The organism is Corynebacterium sp. AOP12-C2-36, from assembly GCF_052379185.1.
Lineage (GTDB): Bacteria > Actinomycetota > Actinomycetes > Mycobacteriales > Mycobacteriaceae > Corynebacterium.
The window spans coordinates 1-16,722 of sequence record NZ_JBQSYJ010000012.1 but is presented as its reverse complement, the minus strand read 5'-3'; the positions used below and the strand labels follow the sequence as shown (position 1 = coordinate 16,722).

Below are 16,722 nucleotides of genomic sequence, written 5' to 3'. Positions count from 1 at the left end.
TGCCGGGCGGTCGGAAGGCGACAGGTGGTGGTGCGGCACGCGGGCTCCTCTCGAGGCGTCGGCGTCCACCGTGGTGTGGACGACCGTGGTGTCAGGTCGTTCGGTCCACGGTGCGCGGGGGCGGAGGAGAGCGGCCCGTGGGTGATGGGGCACCGAGCCTACGCTGAGCTGAGGAGGTGTGCCGGGGGAGGACGCGACGCGGGTGCGTCCGGAGACCACCCCGGGAGGTGGGACGGCGACGGTTTCCGTCGGCGCGGGACGGCGAAGTGGACGCTTCGTCCTGCGCGCCGGACAGAAACCGTCCTGCGTGGTTTCTGGCGTGGTTCTAGTTCGCCGGGTACTCCATCGGCGCGCCGGGGCCGAGCGGAATGCCGATGGCCCACCAGGCGAGGAAGAAGAGGAACCAGCCGACGAGCATCGCCATGGAGTAGGGGATCGTCATCGACAGCAGGGTGCCGAGGCCGGCCTTCTTGTAGTAGCGCACCAGGAAGGACAGGGCCAGGGCGAAGTAGGGGCTCATCGGGGTGATGATGTTCGTGGTCGAGTCACCGATGCGGTAGAGCATCTGGGTGACCTCCGGGGAGATGCCCACGTACATCATCATCGGCACCACCACCGGTGCCATCAGCGCCCACTGCGCCGAGCCGGAGGTGATCATGAGGTTGAGCAGGCAGACCATCACGATGAAGCCGGCGAAGAGCACCACCGGCGGCAGATCCCAAGTCTGCAGCACCTCACTGCCCTTGATGGACAGGAAGTTGCCCAGGTTGGACCACTCGAACCAGGCGAGGAACTGGGAGACGGCGAAGAACAGCACCATCATCGGCAGCAGCGTCTTCAGGCCGCGGACCATGAACTCCGGGATGTCGGCGGGGCTGGTCACCGAACCGACCACGACACCGTAGACCGTGCCCAGCAGGAAGAACCCCAGGGCGATCGGCACGGCGATGTCGGTGATCAGCGGGTTCTCCATCACCGCACCGCCCTCGCCCTGTAGCGGGGAACCGGGCACGAAGAGCAGGGCGAAGTAGACGGCGAGGCCGACCAGGGCGACGAGGCCGGTGATCTTCAGGCCGCGGCCCTCGACGTCGCGCAGGGCGAGGTCCTTGACCTCGTTGCCGTCCTCGTCGGTGAAGGCGACCTCCTCGTAGTTCACCTGGTCGTGGTCGACGAGCTGGTGGATGCGCTTGTTCATGAACAGCTCGGTGACCAGGGTGATGATCACCGCCAGCAGGATCGCGGAGGCCATCACGAAGTAGTAGTTCGACAGCGGGTTGACCACGTAGTCGGGGTCCACGATCTGCGCGGCCGAGGTCGACAGGCCGGACAGCAGCACGTCGGTGATGTTGAGCACCAACGAGGAGTTGAAGCCGCCGGAGGACGCCACGAAGGCGACGATCGCGCCGACGATGGGGGAGCGTCCGATGGCGTGGAAGGCCATCGCGCCGAGCGGGATGACGATGACGTAGACCGCGTCGGACGCGACGGATCCTGTCACGCCGGCGAGCGCGACGACGAAGGTCAGCGTCTTCGGGCCGGTCTTGGCCACCATGGCGCGCACGATGGCGCTGATCAGGCCCGCGTACTCGGCGACCGCGACGCCGAGCATCACGGTGATGATGACGCCGAGCGGCGGGAAGTCGGTGTAGTTGGTGACCACCCCGGTGACGATCTGGTGCAGGCCCTCGCTGTTGAGCAGGTTCGTGACCTCGACGGGGTCACCGGTCTGCGGGTCCTCGGCCGACCAGCCGGCCAGGGATCCGAGCCAGCTGAGGACCAGCACGATCCCGCCGAGGATCACGAAGAGCCAGAAGGGGTTGGGCAGCTTGTTGCCGAGCCACTCCACCCACCCCAGGAAACCGTGGGGTCTGGAGTGGTGTTCCTTCTTGTCCTCTACCTTGTCTTCTGGCTTCTCCGACGGCGTCTGAGTCTCCTGAGGCGTCATGGGGCAGCAGACTACCAATCCGGCCGATCTGCTGCAGGACATGCACATAAATAGAGTTGTCACTCCAGCCACATCTGTTTCTCTTGCCCCAGATTGTCGGGTACGGTAGCGACGTGATCACATTCGACAAGGTCAGCAAGACATACCGGACGTCCACCCGGCCTGCGTTGCAGGATGTCTCGGTCGAGATCGACAAGGGTGAGTTCGTCTTCCTCATCGGGCCCAGTGGCTCGGGCAAGTCGACCTTCCTGCAGCTCATGATCCGTGAGGAGGAGGTCGACTCCGGCGAGCTCTACGTCGCGGACTTCCACGTCAACACGCTGCGCAAGCGCAGGACGCCGCAGCTGCGTCAGAAGATCGGCTACGTCTTCCAGGACTTCCGCCTGCTGCCCAACAAGAACGTCCACGACAACGTCGCCTTCGCCCTCGAGGTCACCGGGCGACGGAAGGACGCCATCGAGAAGGCCGTCCCCGAGGCGCTCGACATGGTCGGCCTGGCGGGCAAGGGGCAGCGCATGCCCGACGAGCTCTCCGGCGGCGAGCAGCAGCGCGTGGCCATCGCCCGCGCCACCGCGAACCGTCCCCTCGTCCTGCTCGCCGACGAGCCGACCGGCAACCTCGACCCGGACACCTCCGCCGAGATCATGGCGCTGCTCAACCGCATCAACCGGGGCGGCACGACCGTGGTGATGAGCACGCACGACGACGTCGCCGTCGACTCCATGCGCCGCCGCGTCCTGGAACTGTCCAACGGAAAACTCGTGCGCGACGACGCACACGGCATCTACGCCGTCGGACGCTAGGGAAGAGGGAACACATGAAGATCCGTTTCGTCCTCAAGGAAGCCTTCTCCGGGCTGACCCGCAACGTGACGATGACCGTCGCGATGATCATCACCACCGCCATCTCCCTGGCACTGCTCGCCACCGGCGTGCTGATCACCAACATGACCTCCGACACCAAGGAGCTCTACCTCGACCGCATCGAGGTGATGGTGCAGCTCGACGACGAGATCTCCTCCAGCGACCTCGACTGCTCCAGTGAGGTCTGCGCGGACATCCGCGACACCCTGGAGTCCGACGACGACGTCGAGTCGGTGACCTACCGCAACAAGGAGCAGAGCTACCACCGGTTCGTCGAGCTCTTCGGCCAGTCCGACCCCGTCCTCGTGGAGCAGACCTCGCAGGACGCCTTCCCTGCGGCGCTGCACGTCCGCCTCGCCGACCCGTTGGACACCACGCCGATCGACGAGATCGCCGAGAAGCCCGGTGTGTCCACCATCGTCGACCAGCAGGACGACCTGCGTGGCGCGACGCAGAACCTCGACGCGGTGCGCAACGCCAGCTTCGTGCTGGCCGCCGTGCAGGCCATCGCCGCGATCTTCCTCATCATGAACATGGTGCAGCTCGCGGCGTACTCCCGACGCCACGAGACCAGCATCATGCGCATGGTCGGCGCGACGCGCTGGTACACCCAGGCGCCGTTCATCCTCGAGGCCATGCTGGCCTCGATCATCGGCTCCCTGCTGTCCGTCGGCGCGCTGCTGCTGGGCAAGCGCTTCCTGCTGGACCAGGCGCTCGGGTCCCTCTACGACGCCAACCTGATAGCGAGGATCACCGCCTCGGACATCTGGCTGGTCTCGCCGTTCGTCATCATCGCCGGTGCCCTGGTCGCCGGGGTGACTGCGCAGGTCACACTGCGCTGGTACGTGAAGAAGTAACCGGGTAGACTTCCTCGGGCTATGGCGAAGAAGAGCACACCGGTGGATTCCGGACGGAAAAAGGGCGACAAGGCCGCCAAGTCGGGCAAGGCCGGGAAGGCCGGCACGAAGAACGGCGGCCCGCTCGTCGTCGCCACCAACCGCAAGGCCCGCCACAACTACCGCATCCTGGAGACCGTCGAGGCCGGTGTGGCCCTGGTCGGCACCGAGGTCAAGGCACTGCGCGAGGGTAAGGCCTCCCTGGTGGACGCCTTCGCCACCGTCGACGACGGCGAGGTGTGGCTGCGCAACCTGCACATCCCCGAGTACGCGCAGGGGACGTGGACGAACCACGCGCCGCGTCGCGTCCGCAAGCTGCTGCTGCACCGCAACGAGATCGACACCCTCATGGGCAAGGTCCGCGACGGCAACAACACCCTGGTCCCGCTGCAGCTCTACTTCGTCTCCGGACGCCTCAAGGTGGAGCTCGCGCTGGCCACCGGTAAGCAGGACTACGACAAGCGCCAGGACATCAAGCGGCGCACCGAGGAGCGTGAGGCGACCCGTGAGCTGGGGCGTCGGATCAAGGGCATCAAGGGCTGAAGCGGGGGCTGACCTGGGGTGACGGCCAAGGTTGACGTTGGTGCGCGGCGCGAACTAGAGTTGATCTTCCTGCCGTCGCCGAGCTTTCCGACGACAGGGGATGTACACCAAGGGGTCGATCAGGTTTCGACTTCGTGCATTGAGCCAGGGGAAGCGTGCCGGTGCAGGCTGGAGACCACCGTGAGCGTCGCAGCAACCTATAGGCGCCGAGAAGAACACTCAGCGCGACTACGCCCTCGCTGCCTAATCAGCGACCGCGTGTCTGTCAGCCCGGGTAGGTCCCTGACCCGGTCACTGGCATCAGCTAAGGGACTTCACGCCACCGTCCTGTCGTTCGGGCGGGTGGCGGACATTTCAGAGCGACTGGGCTCATCATCCGGGCACGTCCGCATGACCCGGAGAGCCGAGCAGAGGTAGCCGCGGACTGCGCACGGAGAAGCCCTGGCGAGGTCGCGAAGGACCCGGGTTCAATTCCCGGCGGCTCCACCGACAGGCCCCCTGACCCACTGGTCAGGGGGCCTTCTCTGTGTCTGGTTCCCGTCCTGGAGGCTCTGGGTTGTTCGACCATTGCCCGCCAGGAATTGGATCGGGGGTGTTGTTGGGTTTCTGTTGGCCTGTCGTGGGCTAGTACTTGCTCGAAGCTGAGTGGTGGATCGGTAAACATATGCCTGACCAGCTAGAGTGGTTCTGTCGGGCTAAGGGTCAGGGCTCGCGGAGTTAACTACCTACGGAGTGCCCATGCCGAAGTACATCAGCCGTTCGACCGGTGAGATCGCCTACCCTGATCAGATTCGAAGCGGGGAGGTCGCGGATGCTGTGGAGGTCGAGCAGTACCCGCAGCAGTCGGCTGGGCAAGAGCGGGAACGCTACGTCCCGGACATGCCGGAATGGGCTGCGGGGCCTTCCGGGGTGACCAACCCCTTCGGAAACTGGTTCGGCGCGTGCCATGTGCTGTTGGTGCTAGCCGTCATTGCTGGTGCGTTCATCGGGAGTACATCCGCCGACGGAGGGGAGGGCATCTTGTTCGCCGTCCTGGGCGCCTTGGGCGCAGGGCTGGCGCTGGTTCCGCTCTATCTGCTCACCCACATCGGCTCGACAGTCTGGCAACTCAAAGAAGAAGTCAGGGCATTGCGCTAGGTCGAGTGCGGAACGGGCAGGTGCAGCACGCCTGCGGCCCCGGTGACCACCACCGAAACAGCCTCGGCGACCATCACGGTGACTCGGGGTCCAAAGTATGCTTATAATCCTCTTCGTCGTTTCATCACAGGTGATTGTTTAGCTCTCCACCTCCGTCGTCCATGCCTCAGGAGTCCACGTGCGTCTGTCCACCCGTCACCGCCGCAACCGTCCCGCTCTTCGTTCGATGCTCACCGCCGCCGCAGCCACCGTCGCGGTCGCCGTCGTCGGAGCGCCGATGGCCTCGGCCGTGGGCTTCTCCGCCGGCATCGTCGCCACCCCTGCGATCCCGCGGTGCGAGCCGAACATCGTGGTCATCGTGCCCGGTGGCGGCCAGTCCTCCACGGCTCTGCCGGAGAACCTGCCGGTCGGGGCCTACACCTCGGACCTCGGCGCGATGCTCGAGAACTTCGGGAAGTCCACCACCCGCACCGTCTCCTACGACGCCCTGCCGTTCGTCTCCACGGCATACAGCAAGATCCAGTCGCAGGGCATCACCCGCACCAACCAGCTCATCTCCCGGACCGCGGCGGAATGCCCGTCCTCCCAGATCAGCTTCGTCGGCTACTCCCTGGGAGCGGACGTGGCGTCCCGCGTGGCCGCCGAGATCGGCCACGGGCGCGGCCCCATCGACGCCGACAAGTTCGGTTCCGCCGCGGTGATCTCCAGCCCGAACCGTGGTGCGGACTCGGTCGAGGGCGGTAGCGCCCGCGGCGGTGCCGGCGTGTTCGGCGCCCTGCCCGGCGGGTACGGTGAGGTCGCCGACCGCGTGATGGACGTGTGTGCTGCCGCCGACTACATCTGCAACTCCGACGAGCGCACCGAGAACACCCGTGAGCGCGCCGAGGCCGTCACCCAGATGACCGCGCTCGACCAGACGCTGACCGGCAGCTCGGACATCCGCGGCGTGGACAACCGCAGCGTGGTCGCCGAGGTTCCCTTCGGCCTGGCCCCCGGCCAGTACGCGCACGTCTCCAGCTACGGCGGCAACGGTGGGGTGAACCCGGCCTACGGGTTCCTGACCAGTAACTTCTGACATCACCGGTGGCACATCACGACACGGTGAGTAGAGGCAACACCCTGCCCATGGGGCTGATCGTGGCGGGCATCCTGCTCGTCGCGTCAAACCTGCGCGCCGCGATCACGACCGTCGGCCCGGTGCTCTCCTCGGTGGAGGAGGACCTGGGCCTGTCGGCGTCGGCGGCGTCGGTGCTGGTGAGCCTCCCGTTGCTGTGCTTCGCGGTGGTCTCGCCTCTGATCCCGCGGCTGGCGACGCGGTGGGGTCTGGAGCGGGTGATCGTCTCCGGACTCGTCCTGCTCGCAGTCGGCCTGCTGGTGCGCTCGACCCCGCCGCAGATGTTGCTGTGGGCGGGCACGGTGATGATCGGGGTGTCGATCGCAGCCCTCAACGTGGTGCTGCCCGCCCTGGTCAAACGCGACGTCCCGGGGCGTATCGGACAGGTCACCGGGGCGTACTCGGCGATGCAGTCGGGCTTCGCCGCGGTGGCGGCCGGGGTCGCGGTGCCCGTCGCCGGACTGACCTCCCTGGGCTGGCGTCTGCCGCTGGGGATGTGGGCGGGTCTGGCGCTGGTGACGATCGGCGTGCTGCTGCCACGCTTGCGTGTCGGGGGCCACGCCCCACGGCCGGACGCGGCGGCCGCCGCGTCCCGCCACGTCGAGCCGTCCGGCGATGCCGTGGCGCCGGTGGCGCCCGTGGCGCGGGCGGCACGGTCGGTGTGGCGCCAACGTCTGGCCTGGCAGGTCACGGTGTTCATGGGCCTGCAGTCGACCAGTTACTACGTGCTCGTCACCTGGCTGCCGGCAATCGAGGTCGACGCCGGGGTGGGGGACACCGCGGCCGGCGTCCACCAGTTCCTGCTGCACGTCTTCGGCATCGTCGGCAGTCTCGGCTGCTCGGCGTTGATCGCGAGGACGGCCGACCAGCGCGTGCTCGGGGTCGTGGTTCCGCTGACCATGCTCGCCGCGGTGACGGGCATGCTGCTGGCGCCGTCGGTGATGGTGCTGTGGGTGTGTCTCGCCGGTGTGGGCTGCGGGTCGAGCATCGTGCTCGCGCTGTCGTTCTTCGGGCTGCGCACCCGGGACCACGGGCAGGCCGCCTCGCTGTCGGGGATGGCGCAGTCGGTGGGGTACCTGCTGGCAGCGGCCGGCCCGGTCGCGCTCGGCGCCCTGCACGACGTGAGCGGCTCCTGGACGCCGGCGCTGGTGGTGCTCATCGTCGCCGACGTCCTGCTCGTCGCGGTGGGGTGGCGGGTCGGACGCCACCGCACGCTCGACTGAACCGGCCAGCTCAGTCGGCCTGCTCGCGCAGCACGTTCTTCCGCACCTTGCCCGTCGACGTCCGCGGCAGCTCGTCGATGACGCGGTAGTCGCGCGGGACCTTGTAGCCGGCGATGAGGCCGCGGCAGTGGTCGATGACGGACGACTCCAGCGCCGCGTCCTGCTCCACGCCGGGGGCGAGGACGACGTAGGCGCGCAGCGCCTCACCCCACCGGTCGTCCGGCACGCCGATCACCGAGACGTCCGCCACCGACGGGTGGCTGATCACCGCCTGCTCCACCTCGATGGTGGAGATGTTCTCGCCGCCGGAGATGACCACGTCCTTCGCCCGGTCGAGGACCTGGATGTACCCGTCGGGGTGCTTGACCGCCAGGTCACCGGAGTGGAACCAGCCGCCGCGGAACGCCTCCTCGGTGGCGTCGGGGTTGTGGAAGTACTCGCGCATCACGATGTTGCCGCGCATCACGACCTCGCCCATCGTCTCCCCGTCGGACGGCACGTCCACCAGCGTCACGTCCGGCGGTGCGTCCCTCCCGATCTGCTCGACGACGCGGACCTCCTCACTGGTGACCATCGCCAGGCCCTGCCGTGACTTCAGGCGGGCACGCTCGGCCGTCGACAGCGTGGCCCAGTCCGGCTGCGGGGCGCAGGCGACCGTGGGGCCGTAGGTCTCGGTGAGACCGTAGACGTGGATCACGTCGATGCCGAGGTCCTCGCACGCGCCGATCACCGTGGGGCTCGGCGGCGCGCCCGCGGTCGCCACCGACAGGTCGGTGACCTGGTGCGCCTCCTCGGCGGAGACGATGGTGGCCAGCACCGCCGGTGCCCCGCACAGCCCGGTCACGCCCTCCTCGTCGATCAGTCGCCACACCTCGGGGCCGCGCACCGCACGCAACGCCACCTGGGTGGCGCAGGCCGCCATCGCCGCCCAGCCGGTGCACCATCCGGAGCAGTGGAACATCGGCAGGGTCCACAGGTAGACCGAGTCGCGGGTGTAGTTGTGCGTCATCACCATGCCCAGCGCGGCGAGGTAGGCGCCGCGGTGCGTGTAGACCACGCCCTTGGGGCGTCCGGTGGTGCCGGAGGTGTAGTTGATGGCGATGGCGGCGTCCTCGTCCCCGACGGTGAAGGGGAGCTCGGCGCCCTCAGCGCCCTCGGCGAGGTACTCGTCGAAGGTGGTGACGACCCGGGAGTCGGGGAACTTCGGGGTGGGCTGGGTGCCGTCGGCGTCGTGGATGAGCACGAAGGTGTCCACGAGCCCGGCGCTGCCGAGGGTGCGCCGGCAGGCGAGGATCAGCTCCTGCTCGCCGAACAGGGTGCCGATGCCGGCGTGGTCGCAGATGTAGCGTACCTCCGCCGGCGCCAGGCGCGTGTTGATCGGCACGAGGACGCCGCCGGCGAGGGGGACGGCGAACTGCGCGAGCAGCGCCTCGTAGCTGTTGGACGCCAACATGCCGACGCGTCCCCCGGGCCGCAGGCCGCGGCGCTGCAGCGCGCGGGCGAGACGCAGCGCGTCCTCCCGCATCCCGGCGAAGGTGACGCGACGCGGACCGTCGACGCAGGCCGTGCGGTCCGGGTGGATCGTGGCGCTGCGGTCGAGGAAGCGCAGCGGGGTCAGCGGGACGTTGAGGCCTGCGGTCATGGACGGTTCTCCTTTTGGACGGTGAATCAACACCTGCGAGGGTAACAGTGTCCGGCCGTGGCCGCGGCGTTACGGTTACGATCGGGGAGGAAACATTCACCGAGGAAAGGAACGGCCGTGAACATCAGCGACACCCGCCGCCGCGTGGTGGCCCTCGCCCTGGGAACCTGCATGGTCGGCGCGCTCGCCGCCTGCGGCGACGACAACGACAGCGACAGCGGTGGGGACGCCACGGGCGGCGACGCGACCGTCACGGTGACCGAGACGTCCGACGCGGGGGCGGGCGCCGACGCGAGCGGGACGAGTGAGCCGGGGAGCGGCTCGGGGAGTGGCTCTGCAGGCGGTGGCAGCGTGGCCAGCCTCGTCTTCGACGGGACGGACATGGCGTCCGACTTCAGCGACGTGCAGTGCCGGCAGGACGGCGCGGACGAGTTCGAGATCGACCTGCGCAACGCCGACGCGACGAGCCACGTGGAGGTCGACCTCGACACGAGGGGCACTCCGCGCGTCGACGGTCTCGGCGTGGAGATGGAGGGCAAGGAGTGGGAGTCCACGGACGCCCGGGAGGCGGAGGCCACCGTCGAGGTCGACGGTGACACCTACCGGGTCCGCGGCGAGCTCGAGGTCGACGACGACCACCCGGACGCCGGCGACGTCGCCGAGCTGGAACTCGAGGTCAGCTGCGCCTGAGCCGGGGCCTTTTCTGGGGCCTGATCAGCGCCAGGGGGACTTCTGCTCGACCAGGAAGTTCTCCACCTCGGCGGTCGACGCCTTGAGCTTCGGGTCGAAGTCCAGGTAGGCCTTGGTCTCCCGGGCGACGAGTCCGGACAGGATCAGCAGGCCGACGAGGTTCGGCAGGGCCATCAGCCCGTTGGCCAGGTCGGAGAACGTCCAGGCCACGTTGAGCTCCATCGTGGCGCCGACGACGACCACGCAGGTGAAGACGATGCGGTAGGGGACCGTGGCGTAGTCACCGAAGATGCGCTGCGCGCTGCGCTCGCCGTAGTACGACCAGCCCAGGATCGTGGAGAAGGCGAAGAACACGATCGAGATCGTCACGATGTAACCGCCCCAGTGGCCCGGCAGGGCCTCGGCGAAGGCGTCACTCGTCATCGTCCCGGCCCGGTCCTCGCCCTGGTCCCACACGCCGCTGGAGATGATCACCAGACCGGTGAAGGACACGACAACGATGGTGTCGATGAAGGTCTGCGTCATGGAGACAAGGCCCTGACGGACCGGGTGGGTGGTCTTCGCCGCGGCGGCGGCGATCGCGGCCGAGCCCATGCCGGACTCGTTGGAGAAGATGCCGCGGGCGGCACCCATCTGCAGTGCCAGCAGGATGCCGGAGCCCACGAAGCCACCGACGGCCGCGGTGCCGGAGAAGGCGTCCGAGAAGATCAGGCCGATGGCCTCGGGGATGGCCGCGGCGTTGATGGTGAGTACCGCCAGGCCACCGATGATGTAGACGGCGATCATCAGCGGGACGAAGCCGGCGGTGACCTGGCCGATGGCCTTGATGCCGCCGAGCAGGACCGCGCCGATGAGGATGAACAGGACGATGGCGGTGATCGTCGGGTCGACGCCGAAGGAGTTCTCCAGGTTCTCCGACACCGCGTTGGCCTGGGTCATGTTGCCGATGCCGAAGGAGGCGACGACCGCGGCGATGGCGAAGAACCAGGCCAGGAACTTGCCGACCGGGCCCTTGATGCCGCGCTCCAGGTAACGCTGGGGGCCGCCGGACATGTTGCCCTTGCCGTCGGTCACGCGGAAACGCACCCCGAGGAACGCCTCGGAGTACTTCGACGCCATGCCGAGCAGGCCGGTGATCCACATCCAGAACAGTGCGCCGGGGCCACCGATCGAGATGGCGGTGGCCACACCGACGATGTTGCCGACGCCGACCGTGGCGGCCAGCGCCGTGGTCAGCGCCTGGTACTGGGTGATGTCTCCCTTGGCGCCCTCGTCCTCACGGTCGATGAGCCCGAGGCGCAGTGCGGGGAACAGTTTGCGGAACTGGACCCCGCGCAACCTGATCGTCAGGATGAAGCCGGTGGCGAACAGGAGAGGGATCAGGAGCCACGGGCCCCAGACGAAGGACGCGGCGGTGTCGAGGCCGTCCTCGAAGCCCGAGGCCAGCTGCATGTCGGTTGTTTGCATGAGAGAAAGATAACCCGCCCGTGTTTCCACCAGGTAATGAACAGGGAAGTTTTTCTGCGTGGGGGTGGAGGGGGGTCTGCTGTGCGTGCACTGTCAGTGCGGGAGCCCTGGTTGCCAGTTTGCTGGGAATGCCGACACCCCCGGCGGTCCCGTCTGGATTAGCGGCGCGGACGACAGATAGGGTGGACGCGGTCACGTCCTGCGAAAACGTCGGGGCGAGGAGAGAGAACACCGTGAAAGGTTGAGGTTTGTGAGTCAGAAGATCAAGGCGCCCAACGACAAGAACCGGAGCTTCCTCTGGGGGATCGTGGCGCTCGTGGTGATCTGCGTGCTGTTCATCGGTTTCATGGTCTTCAACGGCCGGAAGAGCGCCGACGTGGATCTCAGCGCGGCAGACGTGTCCTTCTCCGTGTCGGTGGAGGACGGTGTGGTCCAGCTCCGCTCCGGCGACGACAACGACGCTTCCACGGCGGAGGTGTTCGAGGACTACAGCTGCCACTACTGTGCCGAGCTGGTCGACGTCGACGGCGACTCGATGAAGGCCGCACTGGAGGACGGGGACCTCAACGTCGATCTCCACACCGTGAACTTCGTCAGCGGCAGCGACCCGGCGTCCACCCGGACCGGAGCCGTCGCCATGGCAATCGCGGACACCGGCAACGCCGGCGCCTTCTGGGCCTTCCACGAGAAGGCTTTCGAGGACCAGACCACCGTCGCACGTGACTGGGGCTTCGATGAGCTGGCGGACGCCGCCGAGCAGCTCGGTGTCGAGGACTCCGTCGTCGAGTCGATCCGTGATGAGTCCGTCGTGGACACGTACAAGCCCCTGCTGGACGCGAACTCGGAGGAGCTCAACGAGCGGATGGACGGCCAGGCTGCCACGCCTGCCCTCTACGTCGACGGTGAGTCCTACGCGATCGAGCGGGACCCGGAGGATCCGGAGAAGATGAAGAACTGGGTCCCGGACGTCATCGCCGGCAACTCCGGTTCCGAGGAGTCGGACGCGGCGACGGAGTCGGAGTCCGCTGACTCCGAGTAGGTCCGCGTAGGTCGGGGCAGTTCGGAACAGTTCGTCCCCGAGGACGGCCTAAACACTGCAATTCGGTCCGGTCACTGCCAGTGACCGGACCGAATTGCATTGATTGCGCCGGGCGCCGGAGGCAGGGGACGGCGGGGAACATCCGCTGGATCGGGTGCCCGGCACCACAGCGGAAGACGGCGCACGAAAAAAGTCCGCCCCCTGTTCTCCGGGGAGAACAGGGGGCGGACGGTGGTGGAGCTAAGGGGACTCGAACCCCTGACCCCCACACTGCCAGTGTGGTGCGCTACCAGCTGCGCCATAGCCCCGTACGCGGAGCGGAAGAAGAAGTGTTCCTCGCTGCGGACGAGACATAATGTACCCCAGGGCTCTCCGAGCACGCAAACCAGCAGGTGAGTGTGGCGAAAGACGCATTTCAGACGTTGGGGCGGGATGGGCCGGTGTGCGAGAATTGCAGTACATCGACGGCGGGCAGCGGGTCCGCTCCGGCACACGACGGGAGATCCAGTGACTACAGCGGTTGAGGAACGGGCGGGCGAGCGGCCGGACGGTCGCCAGGCGGGCCTCTGGGGAGGGTCGGCACCGTACGCGTTCGGGCTCGTCGTCTTCGGCGTCATCGGCCTGTTCATGTCGGGCCTGATCTTCTTCGACAAGATCAAGCTCATGCAGGACGCGAGCTTCACCCCGGCGTGCACCCTGAACGACGTCGTCTCGTGCACGGACGTGATGAACTCGAACCAGGCCTCCGCCTTCGGCTTCCCGAACCCCTTCATCGGTCTCGTCGGATTCGCCGTCGTGCTGTGCATCGGTGTGGCGCTCTTCGCCGGCGCCCGCTTCCGCGCCTGGTTCTGGTACGGCTTCCTCCTCGGACTGGCGCTCGCCGTGGTCTTCGTGCACTGGCTCGCCTACGAGGCGGTCTACGAGATCGAGGCCCTGTGCCCCTACTGCATGGTCGTGTGGGCGGTCGTCCTGCCGCTGTTCGTGTCCACGGTGGTGCGGATCGCGCACTCGCGGACCGAGGCCGCCGGGGGGACGGCGCCGCGTGGTGCGTCGGCTCTGTTCATGCCGCTGGCGGTCGTCGTCGTGTGGTACCTCGGATTCACCGCACTGATCCTCCAGCAGTTCGTGTTCTGAGCCCGGTAGGCACCGCCAACGGTGGCGGTTTGGTCAGGGCACCGTGTCAGGCTAAACTGTCGTGCTGTGTCGCGACCCGGGATTTCGCCGGGCTCGTACGTCGCTCTTCCGGACGCTTTCTGGCGTTCCGGGGAGTCTGATCAATTCCGATCAATCACGATCAACACCGCGCCGAGGTTCTGTGTGAGCAGCCCGGGGCGCACGACGAGAAAGGAGCGCCCGATGAAGGTCCGTAAGTCCCTTCGGTCGCTGAAGAACAAGCCGGGCGCCCAGGTTGTCCGCCGCCACGGCAAGGTCTTCGTGATCAACAAGAAGGACCCGCGTTTCAAGGCTCGCCAGGGCTGATCCAGCGGTCTTCCGTTTTTCGGACGAACCCCTCCAGTGCCGCCCCCTCGCCGGGGCGTGCACCGGAGGGGTTCTTTCGCGTCCGGGGTCGCACGGGGGAGTTCCGGAGGCAGTTACCTTCCGTGGAATTACATCAATGATTTTTCGGCCCAACATCTAGTGTCGACCCTCTCGCGCCACCTGCGAATACGCATCTTGTAACTACTATATATTGTGTTCGAACGATGTGATTACCCCAATATCTCGTGGAAAAACGGGTTGTGTCCCGCTCCGATCCCGGTGTAGTGTCGTCGTCATCAGCCCGGCAGGGGCACCGCTCCGGGGACCCGGGGAACACGCACCGCCGGGCACGTCCCACCCCACGCATTTCGCCGTCATTCTTCACAGGAGCGCCTCGATGATCACCGTCTACACCAAGCCCGCCTGCGTCCAGTGCACCGCCACCAAGAGGGCCCTCGACAAGGCCGGACTTGACTACGAGATGGTCGACATCAGCCTCGACGACGAGGCCCGCGACTACGTGATGGCCCTCGGTCACCTCCAGGCCCCGGTCGTCGTCACGGAGGACGCCCACTGGTCCGGCTTCCGTCCGGACCGCATCAAGTCCCTGGACGTCGCAGCGGCCTGAGACCGTCCCCCGCGAGGGGGACGCGAACACCACCGGGAGGGCGCTGCAGCACGCAGCGTCCTCCCTCCTTTTTGTCACGTTTGACCCCTCGAACCCCTTGAAGTGGTGTTTTTCCATGGCTTCGCGCTCTGAACGCCGTCCGGGCAGGACGGCCCTGCGGTCGGTTCTGGCCGACACCACTCCGCTGCAGTCGCCGCACTTCCGGCGGTTGTGGACGGCCAACATCGTCACCGTCATCGGCTCCCAGCTGACCGTGGTCGTGGTTCCCGCGCAGATCTACTCGATCACGGGGAGCTCGGGTTTTGTGGGCCTGGCCGGTGCCTTCGGTCTGGTCCCGCTGATCGTCTTCGGCCTGTACGGCGGCGCGCTGGCGGACATGATGGACCGTCGGCGCCTGCTGATCATCACCACCGTCGGTCTGATCGCCACCGCGGTGGCCTTCTGGGCGCAGGCCGCCGCCGGGCTGGACAACGTGTGGCTGCTGCTGTCGATCTTCGCGCTGCAGCAGGCGTTCTTCGCCGTCAACCAGCCGACCCGCACCGCGATCACCGCACGCATCGTCCCGGAGGGTGCGGTGGCCCCGGCGGTGTCGCTGAACATGACGGTGCAGCAGGCCGGCGCCATCCTCGGCCCCATCCTCGGTGGGCTGCTGATCCCGGTGACCGGCTACTCGCTGCTCTACCTGGTGGACGCCTTCTGCCTGGCGGCCACGCTGTGGGCCGTGCTCAAGCTTCCGGCGCTGCCGCCGGACCTGAGCGGCGCAGGAGGCGCAGGCAGCGCAGGGAAGGACGCCTCGCGGCGCAGGACGCCGGGCTTCCGCAGCATCGCCGAGGGTTTCATCTACCTCGCGGCGATGCCGATCCTGCTGATGAGTTTCGTCATCGACCTGATCGCCATGATCTTCGGCATGCCGCGCGCCCTGATCCCGCAGATCTCCACCGTGGACTTCGGCGAGGCCGGGGACGGCGGCCTGTTCTACGCGCTGCTCTGGGCGGCGGTGCCCGCCGGCGCCGTGCTCGGTGGGATCTTCTCCGGCGCGGTGACCAGGCTGCGCCACCAGGGAGTGGGCATCGTGGTCTCGGTGCTGTGCTGGGGCGTGGCGATCATCGTGATGGGTGTGGCCGTCAACCTCGCCGACGGACGCATCGGCCTGTGGGCGTGCGTAGCGGTGTTCGCCTTCGTCATCGGCGGCCTGGCCGACATGTTCTCCTCGGTGCAGCGCTCGGCGATGCTCCAGGAGGCCGCGGACGACCGGATGCGCGGACGCCTGCAGGGCGTCTTCCTCATCGTGGTCGCCGGCGGCCCGCGCCTGGCGGACATGCTGCACGGCTGGGCCGGATCCGTCCTCGGCGCGGGCACCGCCACACTCGTCGGCGGCGTCCTGGTCGTCATCGGCACCGTCGTGGCGGTGGCGATCGTCCCGTCCTTCCTGAAGTACGTCCCTGCCCGGTTCGCCGAGCGGTAGAGTCCGTAAAGAGAATACGAGGTACAGCGAGCATGCTCATCGTCTATTTTTCATCGACCACCCGCAACACCGACCGATTCGTCCGCAAGCTCGAGCTGCCCGCCGCGCGTATCCCGCTGCGCCGGTCGGACGAGCCGCTCGTCGTGGACGAGCCCTTCGTGCTCGTCTGCCCGACGTACGGCGGGGGAGCGTCGATCACCGGGGACGACTCGCGTCCGGTGCCCAAACAGGTCATCCGGTTCCTCAACGACCCCGGCAACCGCGCGCTGCTGCGCGGCGTGATCGCCTCGGGGAACCTGAACTTCGGCAAGGACTTCTGCCGGTCCGGGGACGTGATCGCCGCGAAGTGCGGCGTGCCCTACCTGTACCGTTTCGAACTCATGGGAACCCCCGACGACGTGACACGCGTGCGCGAGGGGCTGGCGGAGTTCGAGGACTCGCTGCGCCATGACGGGCGCTGGGAGGCCGTCGCATGACATAGGCCGCCGACTCCAGTAGACATAGACACAGACACCATCTATTTTCACAACGGGGAGAGCCATGACCACCGATCTCGGGAAAACCGTCGCTGAACCGGTCCAGCAGGCCGAC

At 67.4% G+C, this 16,722-nt stretch carries 16 protein-coding genes, 1 tRNA gene and 1 other RNA gene; 14 read left to right on the top strand and 4 right to left on the bottom strand.

Annotation, left to right across the window (positions count from 1 at the left end):
* Positions 1 to 325: 325 nt before the first annotated feature.
* Positions 326 to 1,945 carry an AbgT family transporter gene (locus ACT3UN_RS11425; RefSeq protein ID WP_444657119.1) on the bottom strand — a complete coding sequence of 540 codons (1,620 nt, stop codon included), beginning with the start codon at positions 1,943 to 1,945 and terminating at the stop codon, positions 326 to 328.
* Positions 1,946 to 2,058: 113 nt separating this feature from the next.
* On the opposite strand from ACT3UN_RS11425, the gene ftsE reads away from it, so the two are divergent.
* From ftsE to ACT3UN_RS11390, 7 genes are all read left to right on the top strand, one after another.
* Positions 2,059 to 2,748 carry a cell division ATP-binding protein FtsE gene (gene ftsE / locus ACT3UN_RS11420; RefSeq protein WP_301442799.1) on the top strand — a complete coding sequence of 230 codons (690 nt, stop codon included), beginning with the start codon at positions 2,059 to 2,061 and terminating at the stop codon, positions 2,746 to 2,748.
* A 14-nt stretch (positions 2,749 to 2,762) separates the two neighbouring features.
* Positions 2,763 to 3,665, top strand: coding sequence for a permease-like cell division protein FtsX (ftsX, locus tag ACT3UN_RS11415; protein WP_444657118.1), 903 nt, complete (start codon positions 2,763 to 2,765; stop codon positions 3,663 to 3,665).
* Between the two features lie 21 nt (positions 3,666 to 3,686).
* Positions 3,687 to 4,247, top strand: a complete 561-nt coding sequence (gene smpB / locus ACT3UN_RS11410) for an SsrA-binding protein SmpB (RefSeq protein ID WP_301442797.1) — start codon at positions 3,687 to 3,689, stop codon at positions 4,245 to 4,247.
* Between the two features lie 111 nt (positions 4,248 to 4,358).
* Positions 4,359 to 4,736: a transfer-messenger RNA gene (ssrA, locus tag ACT3UN_RS11405) on the top strand.
* A 249-nt stretch (positions 4,737 to 4,985) separates the two neighbouring features.
* On the top strand, positions 4,986 to 5,384 hold the full coding sequence (locus ACT3UN_RS11400) for a hypothetical protein (RefSeq protein ID WP_444657117.1): 399 nt from the start codon (positions 4,986 to 4,988) through the stop codon (positions 5,382 to 5,384).
* Positions 5,385 to 5,562: 178 nt separating this feature from the next.
* Entirely contained in the window at positions 5,563 to 6,459 is an 897-nt protein-coding gene (locus tag ACT3UN_RS11395) for a cutinase family protein (RefSeq protein WP_444657116.1), read from the top strand.
* Between the two features lie 26 nt (positions 6,460 to 6,485).
* Positions 6,486 to 7,721, top strand: a complete 1,236-nt coding sequence (locus ACT3UN_RS11390; RefSeq protein ID WP_444657115.1) for a CynX/NimT family MFS transporter — start codon at positions 6,486 to 6,488, stop codon at positions 7,719 to 7,721.
* Between the two features lie 10 nt (positions 7,722 to 7,731).
* On the opposite strand, the gene ACT3UN_RS11385 is transcribed toward ACT3UN_RS11390, so the two are convergent.
* Positions 7,732 to 9,363, bottom strand: a complete 1,632-nt coding sequence (locus ACT3UN_RS11385) for an AMP-binding protein (protein WP_444657114.1) — start codon at positions 9,361 to 9,363, stop codon at positions 7,732 to 7,734.
* A gap of 117 nt (positions 9,364 to 9,480) precedes the next feature.
* Here ACT3UN_RS11385 and ACT3UN_RS11380 point away from each other — a divergent pair, with 117 nt between their 5' ends.
* Positions 9,481 to 10,053: a lipoprotein LpqH gene (locus ACT3UN_RS11380; protein ID WP_444657113.1), complete on the top strand. Its 573-nt coding sequence runs from the start codon at positions 9,481 to 9,483 to the stop codon at positions 10,051 to 10,053.
* Between the two features lie 24 nt (positions 10,054 to 10,077).
* Here ACT3UN_RS11380 and ACT3UN_RS11375 read toward each other — a convergent pair whose 3' ends face one another.
* Positions 10,078 to 11,505, bottom strand: coding sequence for an alanine/glycine:cation symporter family protein (locus ACT3UN_RS11375; protein ID WP_301442513.1), 1,428 nt, complete (start codon positions 11,503 to 11,505; stop codon positions 10,078 to 10,080).
* 265 nt (positions 11,506 to 11,770) lie between these two features.
* Between ACT3UN_RS11375 and ACT3UN_RS11370 the strand changes: the two genes are divergently transcribed.
* Positions 11,771 to 12,559: a DsbA family protein gene (locus tag ACT3UN_RS11370; RefSeq protein WP_301442508.1), complete on the top strand. Its 789-nt coding sequence runs from the start codon at positions 11,771 to 11,773 to the stop codon at positions 12,557 to 12,559.
* 232 nt (positions 12,560 to 12,791) lie between these two features.
* Here the strand turns inward: ACT3UN_RS11370 and ACT3UN_RS11365 are convergent.
* A tRNA-Ala gene (locus tag ACT3UN_RS11365) sits at positions 12,792 to 12,867 on the bottom strand.
* A 199-nt stretch (positions 12,868 to 13,066) separates the two neighbouring features.
* Here ACT3UN_RS11365 and ACT3UN_RS11360 point away from each other — a divergent pair.
* The 5 genes from ACT3UN_RS11360 to nrdI all read left to right on the top strand — a co-directional run bounded on the left by ACT3UN_RS11360 (position 13,067) and on the right by nrdI (position 16,607).
* Positions 13,067 to 13,693, top strand: a complete 627-nt coding sequence (locus tag ACT3UN_RS11360) for a vitamin K epoxide reductase family protein (RefSeq protein WP_444657112.1) — start codon at positions 13,067 to 13,069, stop codon at positions 13,691 to 13,693.
* 222 nt (positions 13,694 to 13,915) lie between these two features.
* The gene (ykgO, locus tag ACT3UN_RS11355; protein WP_012732041.1) at positions 13,916 to 14,038 is read left to right on the top strand and encodes a type B 50S ribosomal protein L36; all 123 of its coding nucleotides are present in this window, start codon (positions 13,916 to 13,918) and stop codon (positions 14,036 to 14,038) included.
* 397 nt (positions 14,039 to 14,435) lie between these two features.
* Positions 14,436 to 14,666 carry a glutaredoxin-like protein NrdH gene (nrdH, locus tag ACT3UN_RS11350; RefSeq protein ID WP_301442506.1) on the top strand — a complete coding sequence of 77 codons (231 nt, stop codon included), beginning with the start codon at positions 14,436 to 14,438 and terminating at the stop codon, positions 14,664 to 14,666.
* 115 nt (positions 14,667 to 14,781) lie between these two features.
* A complete protein-coding gene (locus ACT3UN_RS11345; RefSeq protein ID WP_301442505.1) occupies positions 14,782 to 16,131 on the top strand; it encodes an MFS transporter in 1,350 nt (449 codons plus the stop codon).
* Positions 16,132 to 16,163: 32 nt separating this feature from the next.
* Positions 16,164 to 16,607 carry a class Ib ribonucleoside-diphosphate reductase assembly flavoprotein NrdI gene (gene nrdI / locus ACT3UN_RS11340; protein ID WP_444657111.1) on the top strand — a complete coding sequence of 148 codons (444 nt, stop codon included), beginning with the start codon at positions 16,164 to 16,166 and terminating at the stop codon, positions 16,605 to 16,607.
* The last annotated feature ends 115 nt before the right edge of the window (positions 16,608 to 16,722 follow it).